Annotated in this window: 18 protein-coding genes; 15 read left to right on the top strand and 3 right to left on the bottom strand. The window is 37.9% G+C overall.

Annotated features, from left to right (window positions below):
- Positions 1–4 precede the first annotated feature (4 nt).
- The 14 genes from ACSAMO_RS03490 to ACSAMO_RS03425 all read left to right on the top strand — a co-directional run bounded on the left by ACSAMO_RS03490 (position 5) and on the right by ACSAMO_RS03425 (position 13,326).
- The gene (locus ACSAMO_RS03490; protein ID WP_412274201.1) at positions 5–478 is read left to right on the top strand and encodes a C-GCAxxG-C-C family protein; all 474 of its coding nucleotides are present in this window, start codon (positions 5–7) and stop codon (positions 476–478) included.
- 83 nt (positions 479–561) lie between these two features.
- The gene (locus ACSAMO_RS03485; RefSeq protein ID WP_418755880.1) at positions 562–825 is read left to right on the top strand and encodes a hypothetical protein; all 264 of its coding nucleotides are present in this window, start codon (positions 562–564) and stop codon (positions 823–825) included.
- Between the two features lie 87 nt (positions 826–912).
- Complete coding sequence (locus tag ACSAMO_RS03480) at positions 913–2,280, top strand: copper amine oxidase N-terminal domain-containing protein (RefSeq protein WP_499209862.1); 1,368 nt, start codon at positions 913–915, stop codon at positions 2,278–2,280.
- A gap of 140 nt (positions 2,281–2,420) precedes the next feature.
- On the top strand, positions 2,421–2,981 hold the full coding sequence (gene efp, locus ACSAMO_RS03475) for an elongation factor P (protein WP_022229870.1): 561 nt from the start codon (positions 2,421–2,423) through the stop codon (positions 2,979–2,981).
- A gap of 81 nt (positions 2,982–3,062) precedes the next feature.
- On the top strand, positions 3,063–3,539 hold the full coding sequence (locus ACSAMO_RS03470) for a CD1247 N-terminal domain-containing protein (RefSeq protein ID WP_117964874.1): 477 nt from the start codon (positions 3,063–3,065) through the stop codon (positions 3,537–3,539).
- Between the two features lie 53 nt (positions 3,540–3,592).
- A complete protein-coding gene (gene hemW, locus ACSAMO_RS03465; protein ID WP_499209861.1) occupies positions 3,593–4,690 on the top strand; it encodes a radical SAM family heme chaperone HemW in 1,098 nt (365 codons plus the stop codon).
- Between the two features lie 172 nt (positions 4,691–4,862).
- Positions 4,863–5,900, top strand: a complete 1,038-nt coding sequence (gene hrcA / locus ACSAMO_RS03460) for a heat-inducible transcriptional repressor HrcA (RefSeq protein WP_147513624.1) — start codon at positions 4,863–4,865, stop codon at positions 5,898–5,900.
- A gap of 16 nt (positions 5,901–5,916) precedes the next feature.
- Positions 5,917–6,450, top strand: a complete 534-nt coding sequence (gene grpE, locus ACSAMO_RS03455) for a nucleotide exchange factor GrpE (protein WP_308456201.1) — start codon at positions 5,917–5,919, stop codon at positions 6,448–6,450.
- Between the two features lie 23 nt (positions 6,451–6,473).
- Positions 6,474–8,306, top strand: coding sequence for a molecular chaperone DnaK (gene dnaK / locus ACSAMO_RS03450; RefSeq protein WP_022229875.1), 1,833 nt, complete (start codon positions 6,474–6,476; stop codon positions 8,304–8,306).
- A gap of 121 nt (positions 8,307–8,427) precedes the next feature.
- Positions 8,428–9,558, top strand: coding sequence for a molecular chaperone DnaJ (gene dnaJ / locus ACSAMO_RS03445; protein WP_499209860.1), 1,131 nt, complete (start codon positions 8,428–8,430; stop codon positions 9,556–9,558).
- 16 nt (positions 9,559–9,574) lie between these two features.
- The gene (gene hisD / locus ACSAMO_RS03440) at positions 9,575–10,873 is read left to right on the top strand and encodes a histidinol dehydrogenase (RefSeq protein WP_499209859.1); all 1,299 of its coding nucleotides are present in this window, start codon (positions 9,575–9,577) and stop codon (positions 10,871–10,873) included.
- A gap of 160 nt (positions 10,874–11,033) precedes the next feature.
- Positions 11,034–11,651, top strand: coding sequence for an imidazoleglycerol-phosphate dehydratase (locus ACSAMO_RS03435; protein WP_022229878.1), 618 nt, complete (start codon positions 11,034–11,036; stop codon positions 11,649–11,651).
- An 88-nt stretch (positions 11,652–11,739) separates the two neighbouring features.
- On the top strand, positions 11,740–12,774 hold the full coding sequence (locus tag ACSAMO_RS03430; protein WP_499209858.1) for an HAD family hydrolase: 1,035 nt from the start codon (positions 11,740–11,742) through the stop codon (positions 12,772–12,774).
- The gene (locus tag ACSAMO_RS03425; protein ID WP_117964857.1) at positions 12,775–13,326 is read left to right on the top strand and encodes a Fe-S-containing hydro-lyase; all 552 of its coding nucleotides are present in this window, start codon (positions 12,775–12,777) and stop codon (positions 13,324–13,326) included. It begins immediately after the preceding gene.
- A 44-nt stretch (positions 13,327–13,370) separates the two neighbouring features.
- Here the strand turns inward: ACSAMO_RS03425 and ACSAMO_RS03420 are convergent, their stop codons facing one another.
- The 3 genes from ACSAMO_RS03420 to glmS form a co-directional block, all read right to left on the bottom strand.
- Complete coding sequence (locus tag ACSAMO_RS03420) at positions 13,371–15,038, bottom strand: leucine-rich repeat domain-containing protein (RefSeq protein WP_499209857.1); 1,668 nt, start codon at positions 15,036–15,038, stop codon at positions 13,371–13,373.
- A gap of 327 nt (positions 15,039–15,365) precedes the next feature.
- On the bottom strand, positions 15,366–17,447 hold the full coding sequence (locus tag ACSAMO_RS03415; RefSeq protein WP_499209856.1) for a glutamine synthetase III family protein: 2,082 nt from the start codon (positions 17,445–17,447) through the stop codon (positions 15,366–15,368).
- A 618-nt stretch (positions 17,448–18,065) separates the two neighbouring features.
- Positions 18,066–19,892 (bottom strand): glutamine--fructose-6-phosphate transaminase (isomerizing), encoded by a 1,827-nt coding sequence (glmS, locus tag ACSAMO_RS03410; protein ID WP_499209855.1) that lies wholly within the window; start codon positions 19,890–19,892, stop codon positions 18,066–18,068.
- 182 nt (positions 19,893–20,074) lie between these two features.
- On the opposite strand from glmS, the gene ACSAMO_RS03405 reads away from it, so the two are divergent.
- On the top strand, positions 20,075–20,731 hold the full coding sequence (locus ACSAMO_RS03405) for a YesU family protein (protein WP_147513630.1): 657 nt from the start codon (positions 20,075–20,077) through the stop codon (positions 20,729–20,731).
- The last annotated feature ends 7 nt before the right edge of the window (positions 20,732–20,738 follow it).

Genomic DNA, 20,738 nt, shown 5'->3' with positions numbered 1-20,738 from the left:
TAATATGAACAAAAGAGAAGAACTTGCCAGACAGGCATTTAAAGAGGGATACAACTGCTCACAGGCAATGGTGGCGGCGTTCAGTGACTTGATGGGTATGGATAAAAAGACTGCGCTAAGACTTGCGTCATCATTCGGCGGCGGAATGGGCAGAATGAGAGAAGTTTGCGGTGCTGTAACGGGAATGTTTATGGTTGTCGGAATTTTGTACGGATATGACGACGCGAAAGATTATGAGGGTAAAAAAGATACTTATGCACTTGTGCAGGAACTCGCAAATCAATTTAAAGCGGAAACAGGCTCTATTATATGCCGAGAACTTTTAGGTCTTGACGGAAAAGATAACAGTCCTGTTCCGTCAAAGAGAACAGAAGAATATTATAAGAAACGCACTTGCGAAGATAAAGTCGGTCTTGCGGCAAAAATACTTGACGAATATATCCAATCGCATTGCCCTAACGGAACTTGCAATTTTTAACTGACAAAGTCTTTACAGTTTGAAAAATATATGTTATAATGTAAATAGAGTAATATAAATGTGATTTTGAAAGAGTGATAGATATGTTAGATAAAAATGATTTACAGGCAATTCAAGAAATGATTCAAGCGAGTTTACAATCAAATTTACAAGCTATCAATGAAAGACTTGACACAATGCAAGATGACATTACAATTATTAAATCAGATGTAAAGACACTAAAGAACGATGTTAAATTTAACCATAAAACCGAAATAAACGTTATTGATTACATTGAAAATAGACTTGATGAAAAAATAGACAGTAAAATTAATCAGTTAAAGGCTGAATTAAACAAAACAGCATAGAGCATAAATGAATTTATTAAAGGGTGTAAAGTCTTTGACAACAAATAAGACTTTGCATCCTTTTTGTATTTTGGGGAGGATAAAAGAATGAAAAAGTTTATGATAGGATTATTATTTATTATTTTATTATCAACAACATTAAGTGCGAATGCAGAAACAGTAGTTTTAAAAGCAAATAGTTATGATAAGTTGGAAAATGCTTATTTTGACTACCATAATGTAGATGTTTTGTCGAATCAAGAAGGGAACTTCTTTTGGTGGACGGGTACTGAGTTTATAAAATGCTCTCTTTTAGATACTAAATTTACAAAATCCGATGATTTGGTAGAGTGGAGTGATATGGATATTAGCTATGATGTGCGTATGAAAATTAGCAGCCAGTATAGGGCAAACATTAAGCATTATGGGGATAAATATATTGTATATGATGAAGTATATTTCAACCCTTCTTTCATAATAGATAAAATGATAAGAACACATGGTCCGAGAATTAAACCAATATATATATTGGATGAAAATTTTAATTTGGTAAGTGAATTTCAGTTGGATAAACCGTTAACCGATTTTGAATATGTAGACGGTGTTTATTATGCTGAAACACAAGAATACACACAAATAGGAACAACAGACTATGAACTTAAAAATAATACTATTTACTATTCTTATGATGCAATTGATTGGCAAATTGATAATGAAAGGAGTAGTATGCCGCAAAGCAATGGCAGAAATTCTCTTGTATTTCAAGGAGAATTGACAAAATACATAAACTTAAGTAATTATAGGTTTGAAGTAAAAGATATGTTCATCAAAAAAAATAATTCGGATTTAACTAAAGTGGTACAAGAAAGACCTATAACATGTTACTATAAAGCAAAGGGCGATATCTATGTTGAAATGCAATCTGATAATAGTAATACATTCAGAATATCTCGGGACGGTGTATATTCTGTTGATATAGCAATCCCTGAATACAGTGGTAATATATCCGGAAGTGAATACGTTAATTCGTGCAATTTATGGAAAGATAAGCTTGTTTTATGGACCAGAAAAAGATTGGTAGAATATGATATGGCAGATATTGAAGATGTATTAAATGAAAAATGCCCGTCGGATACACCGTATATTGAGTTTGACGGTAATATTCTCGGCTTTGACGTACCGCCGATTATCGAGGACAGCAGCACGCTTGTGCCTATGAGGTTTTTGTTCGAGCAAATGGGAGCAGATGTTGAATGGGATAGTGAAACTCAGACAGCAACAGCAACGATTGAGAATAAGGCAGTAACATTTTCAATAGATAACGTCAACGCGAGAATAAATAATAAACCCGCTAAAATGGATGTGCCCGCAAGACTCGTAAACGGCAAAACAATGGTACCGCTGCGCTTCCTCTCGGAAAATATGGGATATGACGTAGATTGGGACGCCGATAGCAGAACGGCGATAGTACGCTAATATCATTTTATTAATTTACAAGTTTTAAACCTGTAATAATAAAAAGGAAAAAAAACTAATAAATACTTGATTTTTTAGACAAAATATATTAAAATATAATTATTAATATTAAATTACAAAAGATTCAGGAGGATTAATTTATGATTACAGCTGGTGAATTTAGAAATGGCAGAACCTTTGAACACGAAGGTAATGTATTTCAAATCGTAGAATTTCAGCACGTTAAGCCTGGTAAGGGTGCTGCTTTCGTAAGAACAAAACTTAAGAACATAATCAGCGGCGGTGTCGTTGAAAAGACATTCAGACCTACAGAAAAGTTTGAAGAAGCTCATATCGACAGAAAGGATATGGCTTATTCATACGGTGATGACGACTTCTATCATTTCATGGACAACGAAACATTTGATATGCTTGACATTGCTAAGTCAGAAATCGAAGAACAAATGAAGTTCGTTAAGGAAAATGACGTATGTAAGGTTATGTCTTACAAGGGTAACGTATTCGGTGTTGAACCGCCTACATTCGTTGAACTTGAAGTCGTTGATACAGAACCGGGTTTCGCAGGTAACACATCTACAAACGCTACAAAGCCTGCTACTCTTGAAACAGGTGCTACAATTCAAGTACCTCTATTCGTTGATATGAACGAAGTTATCAGAGTAGATACAAGAACAGGCGAATACATGGAAAGAGTAAAATAAGTCTGAATAAAATCGCACACAGCACTTATTTTGTGTTGTGAACAATTTTCTTTCAGCCTTTTGAATGAAAGGAGATTAATTATGGAAGATTTAATTAAAAAAGTTTCATATCTAAAGGGTTATGCAGACGGTCTTGACCTTAGCCCAAAGAGTGACGAAGGTAAGCTTATTATCAAATTGCTTGACGTTATGTCTGAAATGGCTGATACTATTGAAGAATTAAACTCAAGAGTTGATGATGTTGAAGATGTTGTTGACGAGCTTGATGATTGTGTACTTGAAATTGCCGACGATTTGTACGGTGACGATGAGTATGACGATTATGATGACGATGACGACGATGATTATATCGACGATTATGATGACGATGATTACGACAGTGACGGAAATGATTATTTTGAAATTCAATGTCCTAACTGCGGTGAAGACGTTATGATTGATTTTGATATGATTGACGATGATAACGCTATCGTATGTCCGAACTGTCACGAAGAAATCGAACTTGAATTTGATTGCGATTGTGACGATGATGACTGCGACTGCGGACACGAACATTAATATTGAATTGAATAAAAAAGGACTGTTAAGTCCTTTTTTTATTGAGGTGACTTATGAAAGGACTTTATATTCACATACCGTTTTGTAAACAAAAATGCAAGTATTGTGATTTTGTATCATTTCCGTGTATGGAGGATACGGCGGACAAATACGTTGACGCGCTAAAGCGTGAGGCGGAACAATACAGGGGAGAAAAAATAGATACAATATTTATCGGCGGCGGTACACCGTCAATTTTAACACCGAAACAAATCGAAGAAGTTACGAAAATGTGCTTTGATGTATTTGACGTTGCGAGTGACTGCGAATTTACGACAGAGGCAAATCCGGGAACAATGGATGATGACAAAATTAAAGCAATGCTAAACGGCGGTATAAATCGTATAAGTGTAGGGGTACAATCGTTCAATGATGATGAACTGAAAAAAATCGGAAGAATACACGACGCAAAGACGGCATATAATACAATTTGTCATTTAGATAAAATGGGTTTTCAAAATATAAATCTTGACCTTATGACCGCACTGCCGTCACAGACGTTTGAGAGTCTAAAAAATACTTTAAACACAGCCGTCAGCTTGCCTGTAAAGCATATATCGGCGTACAGTCTTATAATTGAGGACGGAACACCTATTGAAAAGGAATATTCAAAAGGACTGCTTGATATTCCGAATGAAGATACTGACAGAGAAATGTATATGCATACAGTCGATTTTCTCGGTAAGAACGGCTTTAAACAATATGAAATATCAAATTTCGCAAAGGACGGATACGAGTGCAGGCATAACGTGAAGTATTGGACAGGTGAGGAGTATATCGGCTTAGGTACAGCGGCACATTCATATATCGGAAACTGCCGTTTTTACAACACGTCTGACATAAACGAATATATCGGCAGTGCGAGAAAAGAAGTAATCGAATTGACCGAAAATGATAAGATAGCAGAATTTATGATTACCGGACTTCGTATGAACAGAGGAGTAAGCGAAAATGATTTTAAGTCGCGTTTCGGCAAGAATATAAAAGATGTATTCGGCAGTGAATTTGATAAATTTATAAAGCTCGGACTTATGCAATATATTGACGGAAGATACAGTCTTACATTGGACGGAATAAACGTGTCAAATTCGATTTTATGCGAGTTTGTATAAGAAATTTGGCAATATGGGATAATTTATGAACATTTTATGAAAAGTTATATTAATCACTTGACAATCGGGTATAATAGTGGTATCTTATAATTGTTAGCACTCAAGGTGTATGAGTGCTAACAAAAAATGCTTATATGACATCTTGTTTAAAGATAGAAAGGAATGTTTGTATATGGATTTGAACGACAGAAAAAGAAAAATCCTGCAAGCAATCATTGATGAATATATAGGCACTGCTGAACCTGTCGGTTCAAGGTCGATTTCCAAAAAGGAAAACTTGGGTTTGTCCAGCGCGACAATCCGTAATGAAATGGCAGACCTTGAAGAAATGGGTTATCTGATACAACCGCATACTTCGGCGGGACGTATTCCGTCAGATGAGGGATATAGATTTTACGTTAATTCGCTTATGCGGAAGTATAAAATAGGTATGGAAGCAGTTGCACAGCTGCAAAGCGTACTTGAAACGCGTGTCAGTCAGCTTGAAAAGCTGATTAGATATGCCGGTGCAATAGCGTCAAATCTTACCGAATATACAACGGTTGTTACAGCGCCTAAGGAGCAGGAATTTGAAATTAACAAGATTGACCTTGTGCCGATTGCCACGCAAACGGTAATGCTTATTGTTGTAACAAGAACTGTAAGAAACAAGGTGATGAATATCGACATTGACAGTGCAACGTGTATGTCACTTGCAAATATATTAAACGAACATCTTGCCGGACTTAAAGCCGGAGAGATAACGTTTGATAAGATACAGGATATTCAAAAAGATATTGAAAACAGACTTTCACTTCATCCGAAAGTTTTGATTGATATAATGCACTTTGTGTATGAAACGATAACGGACAGCGGTGAAACAGAAATATATGTCAACAATGCAAAGTCAATATTGAAATATCCCGAATACAACGATGTTGAAAAAGCGGAAAAGATATTTACTTTCCTTGATGACAAAGAAAATTTGAAAAAGCTTGTTGCCTCAAGCGACGCTGACGGAATTGAGGCTAAAATCGGTAAAGAAAACGATTTTGAAATATTGCAGGATTGCTCATTGGTAACTATCAATTATTCACTCGGCAATAAAAAAGCCGGAAAAATCGGAGTTATCGGACCTAAACGAATGAATTATTCAAAGGTTTTTGCAAGCCTTGACCTTATTTCAAATGAAATAGATAAAATACTCAACGAATATATAAGTGATGAGTAGAGAAAGGGGTAATCAGATGGCTAAGAAGAATGAGGAAGTCAATGAGGAGACATTAGATAAAGAAACAGAAAAAACGGCTGAACCTAAAGAGGCAGAAAAGTCAAACGAGGAAGTCCTTGAAGAAAAGCTGAAAGAACAGACTGATAAATATATGCGTCTGTATGCCGAATATGACAACTACCAAAAGCGTTCGCAGCGTGAAAAAGATATGCGTTACGGTGACGCGGTAATTGATACGGTCGGTGCAATTCTTTCGATAGGCGACAACCTTGAAAGAGCGCTTGCGACTGAAGTTCAGTCGGAGGACGGTCAAAAAATGAAAGACGGTATTGAAATGGTTTTAAAACAGTTCAATGAAACACTTTCAAAGTTGGGCGTTACGCCGATTAAGGCAGAGGGTGAACAATTTGACCCTAATCTTCATAATGCGGTTATGCACATTGAAGATGAAACAATCGATGACAATACGGTTGTCGAGGATTTGATGAAAGGCTACATATATAAGGACGGCCGAGTAGTCAGACACAGTATGGTAAAAGTAGCAAATTAATTATAAATTAGGAGGAATTAAAAATGGGAAAGATTATAGGTATAGACTTAGGTACAACAAACAGTTGTGTAGCTGTTATGGAAGGCGGTAACCCTAATGTTATCACTAACAGCGAAGGTGCAAGAACAACTCCTTCAGTTGTTGCATTCCAAAAAGACGGTGAAAGAATTGTAGGTCAGGTTGCAAAGCGTCAAGCCGTAACAAATGCTGACAGAACAATTATGTCAATTAAGAGAAAAATGGGTACAAGCGAAAAAGTTACAATCGACGGTAAAGCTTATACACCACAAGAAATCTCGGCAATGATTCTTACAAAGTTAAAGCAAGATGCAGAAAGCTATCTTGGTGAAACTGTAACACAGGCTGTTATCACAGTTCCTGCTTACTTCAACGACTCACAGCGTCAGGCTACAAAGGACGCAGGTAAGATTGCAGGTCTTGAAGTTTTGAGAATTATCAACGAGCCTACTGCCGCAGCTCTTGCATACGGCGTAAGCGACACAGGTAAGAAAGTAATGGTATACGACCTTGGCGGCGGTACATTCGATGTATCTATCCTTGATATTGATGACGGCGTATTTGAAGTTCTTTCAACAAACGGCGATACTCACCTTGGCGGTGACGATTTCGACCAGGCAATTATCAACTACTTGCTTGACGAATTTAAGAAAACAGAGGGCGTAGACCTTTCAACAGATAAGATGGCTATGCAAAGATTAAAAGAGGCTGCTGAAAAGTCAAAGATTGAACTTTCGACAACAACAACTTCAAACATTAATCTTCCATTCATCACAGCTGACGCAACAGGTCCAAAGCATATGGATATTACACTTACAAAAGCTAAGTTTGATGAACTTACAGCTGACCTTGTAGCAAGAACACTTACATGTATCAGAAACGCTATGAATGACGCAGGTCTTAACGCATCACAAATCGATGAAGTCCTTCTTGTCGGCGGTTCTTCAAGAATTCCTGCTGTACAAGAGGCTGTTAAGAAAGAAATGGGCAAAGAGCCTAATAAGGGTATCAACCCTGACGAATGTGTTGCAGTAGGTGCTGCAAGACAGGCAGGTGTACTTGGCGGTGAAGAAACAGGCGTTCTTCTACTTGATGTTACACCGCTTTCACTTGGTATCGAAACAATGGGTGGTGTATTTACAAAGCTTATCGAAAGAAATACAACAATCCCTACAAACAAATCACAAATATTCTCAACTGCCGCAGACGGTCAAACTTCTGTTGAAGTACACGTTCTTCAAGGTGAAAGAGAAATGGCTCAGTACAACAAGACTTTGGGACGTTTCAATCTAACAGGAATTGCTCCTGCTCCGAGAGGTGTGCCACAGATTGAAGTTACATTCGATATTGACGCAAACGGTATCGTAAACGTAAGCGCTAAAGACCTTGGCACAGGCAACGAACAGAAGATTACTATTACAGCATCTTCTAACCTAAGTGACGAAGATATTGACAGAGCTGTTAAAGAGGCTGAAAAGTACGCTGAAGAAGATAAAAAGCGTAAAGAAGAAGTTGAAATCAGAAACAACGCAGAATCACTTGTATATCAATGTGAAAAGGCTGTTAAAGACGCAGGTGATAAGATTGACGATAATACAAAGTCAATGGTTGAAACTGAAGTAAACAAGGTTAAAGAGGCTCTAAAGGGTACAGACTCGGCAGCTATTAAGGCGGCTACAGACGAACTTCAAGAAAAGTTCTACGCAGTTGCACAGCAAATGTATCAGCAAGCTAATCCGCAGGGTGATCCTAATGCACAACAGGGTGCACCAAATGATGACGGTGTTTATGAGGCTGATTACAGAGAAGTTGACAACGACGATAACAATCAACAATAATAATGAAAACACTAAAAGGACGGACAAATGTCCGTCCTTTTAAGGCTTTTAACAAAGCCTTTGTATTAACACTTTACAAAACTAAAATATTGTAGTATAATAGCATAGGTAGGTGAAAAAATTGGCTGAAAAAAGAGATTATTACGAAGTGCTCGGAGTTTCAAAGGGTGCTTCTGATGATGAAATAAAAAAGGCATTCAGAAAGATGAGTAAGAAATACCATCCTGACCTTAATCCGAACAATAAAGAGGCGGAGGAAAAGTTTAAGGAGGTAAACGAGGCTTATCAAGTGCTTTCTGATCCTGAAAAGAAAAGTAAATACGACCAATTCGGACACGCAGGTGTTGACCCGAACTTCGGAGCGGGCGGCGGTGGCTTTAACGGCGGCGGTTTTGACTTTGGCGATATATTCGGCGATTTCTTCGGAGGCGGTTTCGGAGGATTCGGAGGCGGTCAAAGAAGAAACGGACCAAAACGCGGTGCTGATATTCGTAAGATTATTGATCTTACTTTTGAAGAGGCGGCATTCGGCTGTCACAGAGAAATGAGTATACAGGCACAGGAAAAATGTGAAACTTGCGGCGGCAGCGGTGCTAAAAAGGGTACGACTGCACAAACTTGTCAGCATTGTCACGGAACAGGTCAAATCCGTACACAACAAAGAACTGTACTGGGTTATATGACTAACGTTACGACTTGTCCGCACTGTCATGGTGAAGGTAAGATTGTAAAAGATCCTTGTCCGGACTGTCGCGGTACAGGTAAGGTAAGAAAGTCGAAGAAGATAGAAGTTGATATTCCGGCAGGTATTGATGACGGTCAGACAATTCAACTTTCGGGTAAAGGCGAGGCCGGCGATAAAGGCGGTCCTAACGGCGACTTACTTCTTACAATAAGAGTACATCCGCACCAGATGTTTAAACGTGAGGGAACGAATGTATTTATAGATATGCCTATATCATTTGTACAGGCTGCTTTGGGTGCAACCGTACAAGTACCTACACTTGACGGCCCCGTTGAACTGAAAATTCCTGAGGGAACTCAAACAGCTTCAAAATTCAGAATGAAGGGCAGAGGTATTCCGTCAATCAGAAGTAAGGTAAGAGGCGACCAATACGTTACTGTAAACGTAGAAGTACCGAGAAACCTTAATTCAAAGCAAAAAGAACTTTTGCGTGAATTTGAAGAAGATAAAAATTATAAACAAAAGAAATCTTTTGCAGAAAAGATGAAAGATTTCTTGAACAAATAAACTTAGGAGGAAGACAATGAACCCGAATATTTATGAACTTTCAAAAATGACCAAAGAGCAGTATGATTTCATAATGAAACGTGCAGAACTTGATATTACAGAACAAATGAAAGTTGCCAAAGAAGTTTCTGACGATGTCAAGGCACGTGGTGACGAAGCGGTATTGGAATATACTGCAAAGTTTGACCGTGTACAGCTTACTGCTGATAAAATGAAAGTAACACCTGAAGAGATAGAGGCAGGCTACAATAACCTTGATAAGGAAACAAGAGAGGCTATTGAATATGCTTATAAGAACATATACGATTTCCATGAAAAGCAACTTCCGGAGGAAATGTGGTTTACTATGGTCGATGACGGACTTATGGTAGGCGAAAAGACTACTCCGATAGTTGACGTATGTCTGTATGTTCCTCACGGCAAGGGTTCATTCCCATCAGTTTTGTGTATGCTTGGTATACCGGCAGTTGTTGCGAAAGTTCCTAAGATTGTTGTTGTAACACCTCCGAATGAAAAGGGTGAAGTTGACGACGCTATTTTGGCAGCGGCAAAGATAATCGGTATCACTGAAATATATAAAGTCGGCGGTATTCAAGCCGTTGCAGCCGTTGCATACGGTACTGAAACAATTCCTAAGTGTCATAAAATAATTGGACCGGGTAACAGTTATGCAACTGCCGCAAAGAGAGTTCTTTCAAACCATATTGACGCAGGTTTGCCGGCAGGTCCGAGTGAAATTATTGTTCTTGCAGACGAAAAGGCTGACCCTGAAAAGGTTGCTCTTGACTGGATGATTGAGGCTGAACACGGCCCTGACAGTGCCGCACTTCTTGTTACTCACTCAAAGGAACTTGTTGAAAAGGTTGTTCCGATTGTAAACAGACAGCTTGAAAAGATTTCTCCTAAGAGAAAAGAATTTATAGAAACAAACCTTACAACATACGGCGGTGTAATTCTTACAAATTCTCTTGACGAATCAATCGATTTTGTAAACGAATACGCACCTGAACATATGGAAGTTATGACAGAAAAGCCTTTCGATACACTTCCTAAGATTAAGAATGCAGGTGAAATTCTTCTTGGTGATTACACACCTGTAACACTTTGTAACTTCGTTTTAGGTCCTAACGCAATCTTGCCGACAGGCGGTTTTGCAAAGACTTATTCATCAGTAAGTGTTCAAGACTTCTTAAAGCGTTCATCAGTAGGCTATGCGTCAAAAGACGGTTTTGAAAATGTAAGAAATTACGCTTACAGATTTGCAAAGGTCGAAGGATTTGATACGCACGGTTTAGCCGTCAAAGAAAGAAAATAATTCCAAAATTGACGCCTATGAAACTCCCGTCAGCTCGAAGTATCAGCATACGTCGTCGCTGACCTGTCGTCCCATATACGAACAATTTTGAAATTATTCAAAATCAAAATTGATACCTATGAAAACAATTTTGAATTTATTATTATAAGAGGATACCACTATGGAAAAGATAAAAGTTACCCGAAAAACAACCGAATCCGAAATGAACGTTGTGCTTGATTTTGCACCGCTTAAAAAGGATTACAGAAAGTACATAAAGACACCTATACCGTTTTTAAATCATATGATTGAGCATATTGCATGGCGCGGTGAGGTCAATATTGATGTTGACTTAAAGCTTGATGAATTTGTTTTGACACACGTTATATGTGAAGATTTAGGTATTGCACTTGGTAAGGCGGCAAAGGAATATATCGACCGTACAGACGGTGCGAGAGGTTTCGGTGACGCAGTCGGTATTATAGATGAGGCAAAAGCGGAATGTGCGTTGAGCTTTGAATCAAGAGCATATTGCGATATTGATTATCACGGTATTGAGCTTAGTGAAAAAGTTGAGGGAATGGATACGGAGGATTTGGAAACATTCCTTGAAGGTTTTGCACAGGGGGCTATGTGTACGCTTCATATTGACCTTGTAAAAGGTCATAACGGACATCATATTTGGGAGGCAATATACCGTAGTTTCGGAAGTGCTTTGAATAAGGTATTTGAAGTATCTGAAAGCCGCAAGGGCAAAACAAGCGGTGTAGCCGGAAAAATTGATTGGGTAATAGAATAATATTAGGGACACTAAATAGGGACACTAAAATTTAGTGTCCCTATTTCTGAAAACAGATAAAATCTGAAAGGAACAAAGTATTAAAAATATGAAACTCGCAAAATTTCTTGATAAATACGATACCGTTATATTTGATATGGACGGTGTTATAACAAGTGAACAGAATTATTGGAATTGTGCGGCACTCACTGTCTGGGAATATCTGAATTACAACAGTGGTCAAAAAATTAATGCCGCAGAGTGTATGCAAAATATTTCAAAAATCCGAAGCCGCGTTTTTTCAGACGATGAGCTGATAAGCGTTTTAAAAGGCAAAGGCGTTAATTCAAATTGGGATTTGGGTTATGTGACGGTGCTTATAGCATGGATATGCAACGGGAAAAATGATTGGAATTATTTTGACAAAGTGCTTGAATATGCAAGGTCATTGTCAGACAATATTATTGATGAATACGATAATCTTGCAATTAAATGTGCCGAAAAAACAGGTTTTGACTATGAATGGCTGAAACGCAACGGAACTATGTGGACGACTATGCGAGATATATTTCAGACGTGGTTTCTTGGTGATGAACTGTTTGAAAAGACTTTTGGATATATACCGATTAATACGGGCAAAACGGGGCTTTTATATAAGGAAGAACCGATTGTCGATAAGAATAAGCTTATTGCAATAATGAGTCTTTTAAGCCGAAATAAACGCGTGTGTACAGGTACGGGCAGACCGTATATAGAAATGCTGCCGCCGATTGAAAATTGGGGGATAAAGCAGTATTTTGCACAAAACGGACTTTGCAATTATGATAATGTTGTCGAGGCTGAAAAAGAGCTTAACAACAATGCACTTACAAAGCCGCACCCATATATGTTCCTAAAGGCGCTTTACGGCACTGATTACAGCAATAAACGCATTGTTGACGGCGATTATGATAAAGCAAAAATAAAGACTACACTGGTTGTCGGTGACGCAGGTGCGGATATTCTGGCGGCACAGGCGATGGACGCAGACTTTTGTGCGGTGCTTACGGGAATACAAGGAGAGAGAGCAAGAGGTTATTTTGAAAAACTTGGGGCGAACTATATTTTAAAAAGTGTAGAAGATTTTTTAGTGGAGGGAGAATAAATGGAAAAACGACTCACAACACCATTTACAAAGGATAAAATTAAAGACCTGAAAGCAGGCGACAGCGTGCTTATAACAGGCACAATATATACCGCGCGTGACGCGGCACACGAAAGAATGACGACAAATTTCAAAAACGGAATACCGTTCCCGATAGATTTGACCGACAACGTGATTTATTATGCAGGTCCATGTCCTGCTAAACCCGGCGAAGTTATCGGCTCTTGCGGACCGACTACAGCCGGCAGAATGGACGCGTACACGCCGATGCTTTTAGATAACGGACTTGGCTGTATGATAGGCAAGGGCGCAAGAAGCAAAGAAGTTGTTGACGCAATGAAACGTAATACCGTTGTGTATCTTGGTGCAATCGGCGGTGCGGGTGCATTGATTGCACAGTCGATAAAAAAAGCCGAAGTTGTCGCATATGACGATTTGGGTACTGAGGCAATCAGAAAACTTGAAGTCGAAAATTTCCCGGCAGTGGTACTTATAGACTGCGAGGGTAATGACCTTTATGAAATAGGTCAGGCAAAGTACAGAGAGATATAAATTAAAATGCAGTGATTTTTTATAATCACTGCATTTTATGTTTATTAAAGATTTTTTGTTACGGCATTGCATAAAGGTATCATATTTTTAAGACTGTCCCATATAAATATTTTTGCACTGTCGGCATTGGTAGCCGTCAAGTTTAAAGTTTTGTTTGTTGTATTTGATGTTAAAGTAGTTGTTTTGACATTTGCAACTTTTCCGTTTTTGTAAAGAACTACAATTAACTCACAATCTGCTGTTACATCGGATACATTTACGTTGAAAGTATATGTATTATTTGATTTTGTGACTTGCGAACTTGTTATTACAGGTTTATTTGTGATTTCTTTTGCAAAATGAATTGTAGCATTGAGCAATGGTGCGTTTGAGTTGTACCGAGTGTCAATATTGATTTTATCCCATTGTTCTTTTGTTCCACTGTAATGCACATCGGTCAAAGTCGTACATCCATAGAAAGCTCTATTATCTATCTTTGTAACGCTTACGGGGATAAATACTTCTTTCAATGAACAGTAAAGAAACGCACTTTGCATAATTTCGCTTACATTCGGTGGAATAGTAATATTTGTAATAGCTGTATCATAAAATCCACCAAGTTTCTTTACACTGTCGGGAATGTTAACTGAAGCAAGTCTTTCGCAGTGAGAAAAGCAATTTAAAGTTTCAACACCGTCCGGTATATTAATTTTAGTAAGATAGCGACACTTTTCAAATGCATTATCATTTATGTATTTTATGCTGTTTGGTAAATTTATAGTGGAAGCGTGAGCACCATCGCCATTTTCATATCCATAGTTTTTATCATCTCCAAAGGCATTGACCGCAATTCCGATTGTATTATTTTTGACGGTTATAGTATTTGCTTGTTTTATGGTATCTCCTTTTAATGTGAGTAACCAATTATTTAAGTATACTAAACCGTTAGGTTGGTTATTGTACCAAGCAGTATCTGAAAAGGCTAAACGACCTATGAATTCAACATTGTCAGGGAAAGTAATGCTTTTTAAATTCTGACAATTAGAAAAAGCTTCAGTTCCGATACTTTTTAAATTTTTAGGAAGTGTTATAGATGTAAGTCCTGTACAATATGAAAAAGCTCTGTTATCTATATATTCTAACGTATTTGGAAAAGTAACACTTACTAAATTTGATTCGTTATAAAATCCGCCACAAATACCGATAGTTCCGTTTTTTACATTAATAGAAGTATTGGACGGCATTGTTCCTTTATAGGTGTATAAGAAGTTTCCACAATAAACAACTCCGTTAGGTTGGTTGTTATACCATTTTGTTCTGGCAAAAGCATCGTTTGCTAAATATTTGCAGCTGTCTGGAATTGATACATCAGATAGCTTTGTACAATTAATAAAAGCCTCTAATTCTATTCTTTCGATACTGTTTGAAAGTGAAATACTTGTTATGTTTTGAAAATCACGAAAAGCGGCGAATGGAATATTTGTAATACCATAGTTTATGACTACCGACTTTATATTGTCTTTTAAATCATACCAAGGTTGCTCGGCATTTTCGCCATATCCGTCATAAATTTCACCTGTACCGCTGATTGTCAGCGTTCCACTGCTGTTGAGCGACCATGTTGCGTTATCACCGCAAGTACCGCTGTCAACTACCGTTGCCGCATATATATACGGCACAAACGTCATAAAAATTGAAATTATTAATATAATTCCACAAACTTTTTTTTTCATAATCTTTTACCTCCATAATATAAATTTTAATAATAAAAAAAGCGTGGCAACAATTCTGAGCCACGCTTAAAAAATGCAGAGCTCGGAATTGTTACCACACAAAACTTTTTACGGTATAAAAGCACGCAAAAAGAGCTTGCATTTTTAACATAATTAAAAATGCGTGCGATAATACCAAATAATTTAGTTTTGTGTGGTATAATTATCATATCATAAAAAACAGAGTTTGTAAATAAAAAAATCATGAAACGGAAAAAATCCGATGGTTTGTTCCATCGGATTTTTTGTTGCTACTATATTTATAACAAAGAAAGAAGTTTCTTTAGATTATACAAGATAAAGTAAATCTGTGTATGTTGGGAACGGCCAGTATTCTTTTGCAACGATTGTTTCAAGAGTATCGGCTGTTTCACGAAGTGAGTCCATAGCAGGAAGAACAGTATCTTTATAATACATACCCACTGCGTATACGTCAACGTCAGGAACGTCTGTAGCGGCGTCAAGAGTATCAATCTTAATCATAAGATCCTCTGTAAGCTCTGTAAGTCTTTGAGCTTTTTCAAGCTCTTTAGGAGCGTTAAGACCAAGTGCTTTCTTTGAAGCAATATCGTCTGTAACGAACTTTGTATATTTTAGGCAAGCAGGAAGAATTTCCTGTTTAGCCATTTCAAGCATTGTAAGCATTTCAAAATGAAGTGTATTGTTGTAATCCTCCATCATGATTTCGCCTCTTGTCTTAACTTCTACATCAGTAAATACTTCTTGCTTTGTGAACAAGTCGATTGACTTCTGAGTTACGAAGTAAGGCATAGCGTCAGGAGTTGTCTTTAAGTTGTACAGACCTCTCTTTTCAGCTTCTGCAACCCATTCATCACTGTAACCGTTACCGTTGAAGATAATTCTTTCGTGATCTTTGAAAATCTTGATTGCAAGTTCAAGAGCATCTTTTGAAATGTCCTTGCTACCATCAAGTTGATCTGCGATTTCTGTAAGTGTTTCGGAAACGATTGCATTGATAACGATATTGATACCTGCGATTGACTGTCTTGAACCTGGAGCACGGAATTCAAATCTGTTACCTGTAAATGCAAATGGGGAAGTTCTGTTTCTGTCTGTTGTGTCTTTTTCAATATCAGGAAGTGATTCAACACCTGTTTCGATTAGCTTACCTGCCTCATACTTAACACCCTTACCGCTCTTTAGCTGGTCAACAACTGCTGCAAGCTGGTCGCCAAGATACATTGAAATAATAGCAGGAGGTGCCTCGTTTGCACCAAGTCTGTGGTCATTACCTGCTGTTGCAACAGATACTCTAAGTAAATCTGCATAATCGTCAACAGCCTTGATAACTGCTGCAAGGAACAATAGGAACTGAACGTTTTCTTCAGGTTTTTTACCCGGCTTTAGAAGAAGTTCGCCGTCTGATGTACCGATCGACCAGTTATTGTGTTTACCTGAACCGTTGATACCTTCATATGGCTTTTCATGTAGTAGGCAGTATAGACCGTGATGGTCGGCAACTTTCTTCAGAACTTCCATAGTAAGTTGGTTGTGATCTGAAGAAATGTTTGTTGTTGAGAAAATAGGTGCGATTTCGTGCTGAGCAGGAGCAACTTCATTATGCTTTGTCTTAGCAAGTACGCCAAGTTTCCAAAGTTCTTCGTCAACTTCCTGCATGAAAGCTGCAACTCTTTCTTTAATTTGACCGAAATAGTGATCGTCCATTTCCTGACCCTTTGCAGGCTTTGCACCAAATAGAGTTCTGCCTGTTAAAAGTAAGTCCTTACGCTTATTTCTAAGCTTTTTGTCAACAAGGAAATATTCCTGTTCAGGACCGACATATGAAACAACTCTCTTAGGGAATTTACCGAATAGAGCCAAAACTCTTCTTGCAGCCTTGTCGATTGCAACCTCACTGCGAAGTAGAGGAGTTTTCTTATCAAGAACTTCACCTGTATATGAAACGAATGATGTAGGAATGTACAATGAGTGATCCTTAATGAATGCAAATGATGTCGGGTCCCAAGCTGTATAACCTCTTGCCTCAAATGTTGCTCTAAGTCCGCCTGATGGGAAAGAAGACGCATCCGGCTCACCCATAACAAGCTCTTTGCCTGAGAATTCCATAATGACAGTTCTGTCATCTGTAGGCTGAATGAAAGAGTCATGCTTTTCGGCTGTAAGACCTGTCATTGGCTGGAACCAGTGAGTGTAGTGAGTACAACCGTTTTCAAGTGCCCAGTCCTTCATTGCATTTGCAACAACTTCCGCAACGGATATATCAAGTTTTGAACCGTCATTGATAGTTTTTAGCAATGATTTGTAAATATCCTTAGGCAATCTTGCCTTCATAGTAGGAAGATTAAAAACCTTCTCACCGAAAATTTCTGCTACATTTCCGTTTTCCATAATAATACCTCCTGAAATTATTGATGCACATATATAATAAAAGTACAATCAAAATGTTTTGCTGAGCTAACAATAAGTATCTTACGAAAAAAGGGCATTTTATATTTAAAAATATAAAACACCCTTGTCTTATCTTCGCTCAATCTATGGGGTTAGTTGTCTTAACTAACTGTTTTCTATGCTTTAATTATACCACTAAATAAAGTTTTGTCAATATGCAACTTGCAAAATTTAGAACAGAATAACTTTTTTTTATTTATGCAAAATGATGAGTGGTGAGGGATACATATTAAAGGGCGACCAAAGATCGACCCTACGAAGAAAATAGGTGCAGTGTCATAGCATATTTGTAATGGTGGGAAGAATAGAGAAAGTGGTGGACGGTGCCTCTACGTCCCGCAAAACTGTGGATAAATGTTGCGATAAGCGTTATTGTAGGCACAATTAATGTGACTGTGAGCGACTGTATTAACAGCGTCATAAAAAAGATTATTTCTGTTCGGCATAAAACCGTCTCATCAAATCAAATATAAATAAAAAAACAGAGTGTCTGACATTCAAAGCCTGTCAGGCACTCTATCAATTATTATTATACCACAAAAAATATTTCTGTCAGGATTATTCAACAGTAACCGACTTTGCAAGGTTTCTCGGCTTATCAATGTCACAGCCCTTTAATGATGCAACATAGTAACCGAATAACTGCAACGGAATAACTGTAAGTGACGGAAGTAACATTTCGTGCGTTGCAGGGATTTTTATAGTATAGTCAGCAACGTCGTCCATATGTTCATGTTCTTCGGTTGTTACGCCCATAACAACCGCACCTCTTGCTTTAACTTCCTTAACATTTGAAACTGTTTTATCAAACAAATTCTTGCCTGTTGCAAGCGCTACAACAAGTGTACCGTCCTCAATAAGTGAGATTGTACCGTGCTTTAATTCACCTGCGGCGTATGCTTCACTGTGAATATATGATATTTCCTTTAGCTTTAGTGAGCCTTCAAGAGATACTGCATAGTCAAGGTTTCTGCCGATAAAGAATATTGAATGGCAATTATAGAACTTTGAGGCAAGATACTGAACATCTTCTTTAGATTTAAGAATTTCAGCAACCTTATCCGGAAGTGCCTCAATTTCTTTAATAAAGTCGGCATATTCTTCTTTAGAAATTTTACCTAATTTATCAGCCATATATGCGGCGATAAGGTATATAACAGTAAGTTGTGTACTGTAGGCCTTAGTTGTTGCAACGGCGATTTCAGGACCTGCCCATGTATAAATAACATCATCAGACGCTTTTGCAATGGCACTGCCGACAACGTTTACGATTGAAAGCACTCTTGCGCCGCGAGCTTTCGCCTCTTCAAGAGCGGCTTTTGTATCGGCTGTTTCGCCTGACTGGCTGATTACGATTACAAGGTCGTCTTTGCCAACGATAGGGTCGCAGTAACGGAACTCTGACGCAACCTGTACTTCAACAGGAATACGGCACATCTTTTCGATTACATACTTGCCGACAACGCCTACATGGTATGCACTGCCGCATGCAACGATATAAATTTTATTGATATTTTTAATATCTTCTTCTGTAAGAGAAATATCGTCAAGAACGATTTTGCCGTCCTTAATTCTCGGACTGATGGTATCTCTGATAGCCTTTGGCTGTTCTTCGATTTCTTTCATCATAAAGTGTTCATAGCCGCCTTTTTCAGCCGCACTTACGTCCCAATCAACCGTGAACTTTTCTTTTTTAACTTCTTCTTTATCTGTATTGTAAACCTTTACGCTGTCCTTTTTAAGTACAACGATTTCGTTATCTTCAAGGTAGTAAATATCTCTTGTGTGCTTTAAAATTGCAGTAACGTCCGATGCGATAAAGTTTTCTTTGTCACCAAGACCGACAATCATAGGACTTGCTTTTCTTACTGCGATAAATTGGTCAGGGTAGTCAACGCAAAGTACACCAAGAGCATATGAACCCTCAACTCTGTTGATAACCTTAATCATTGTATCCATTATGTCACCTTTGTAGTAATATTCAAAAAGGTGAGCGATAACTTCTGTATCTGTTTCAGAAATAAATTTAAAACCCTTGCTTTCAAGTTTTTTCTTTAATGAAATGTAGTTTTCGATAATACCGTTATGAACAACGGCAAAACGGCCTGATTGTGAAAGATGAGGGTGAGCATTTACGTCTGACGGCTCGCCGTGAGTAGCCCAACGTGTATGACCGATACCCATATTACCGCCAAGTTTTTTACCGCCGTCAATTTTTTCTGAAAGAACCGCTAATTTTCCCTTTGACTTAGCAACTTCCAATTCATTATTATTGTAAACAGCAATACCTGCACTGTCATATCCTCTGTATTCAAGTTTTGAAAGCCCTTCAAGCAAAATAGGAGCTGCTTGATTTTTACCTATATATCCTACTATACCGCACATATTATAATGTACCTCCTTATTGTCCACTCGCAATGTTATATTGCTTTACATAAAAATATATATACCATTCTATACTATTCTCACAGATTTTTCAATCCTTTTTTTTGATTTCGTGTTGTATTTAGTAAATATTGCTGATATAATATAGGTTAAGATGAGTTTTTTGTGGAGGATTAAAAACAATGAAGTTAGTTTATGAAAACAAATTGTCCTGCGAGAATGACGTAAAAGATTTCGTTCTTGAGGGCAGTGCCGAGATATATTTTGAAAACGGTAAAATGCGTATGAAAAATGCGTTGTCTGCCGATTTGGGACAAAAGTCAAACTTTGTGTATTGGTGCAACGAGGACTTCCCGTCAGATGTGCAGATAGAGTGGGATTTCAGACCGATTGAAGAGCCTGGATTGGCAATTTTGTTCTTTTCGGCAAAGGGTGTGAACGGTGAAGATTTGTTTGATCCGTCATTGCAGGAAAGGGACGGACAGTATAATTTGTACCATTCGGGTGATATAAATGCGTACCACGTTTCATATTTCCGCAGAAAGTGGGACGAGGAAAGAGGTTTTCATACCTGCAATTTAAGAAAAAGCAAGGGCTTTCATCTTGTTGTACAAGGTGCAGACCCTATTCCGAATTGTGAGGACGCATTTGAAAGCTATCATATAAAACTTGTTAAAAAAGACGGTAAGATTGATTTTATAATTAACGATTTGCCTGTATTTTCGTGGCAAGACGACGGAAAGGAATACGGTCCTGTTTTAGGCGGCGGAAAAATAGGTTTCAGACAAATGGCGCCTATGATTGGTGAGTATTCTAATCTAAAAGTATATTCTATATAAAACAGGA

It is taken from the genome of Ructibacterium sp. SJQ-7, assembly GCF_054696575.1.
The sequence above is the reverse complement of the archived record's forward strand: the minus strand, read 5'-3'. Positions and strand labels throughout refer to the sequence as shown.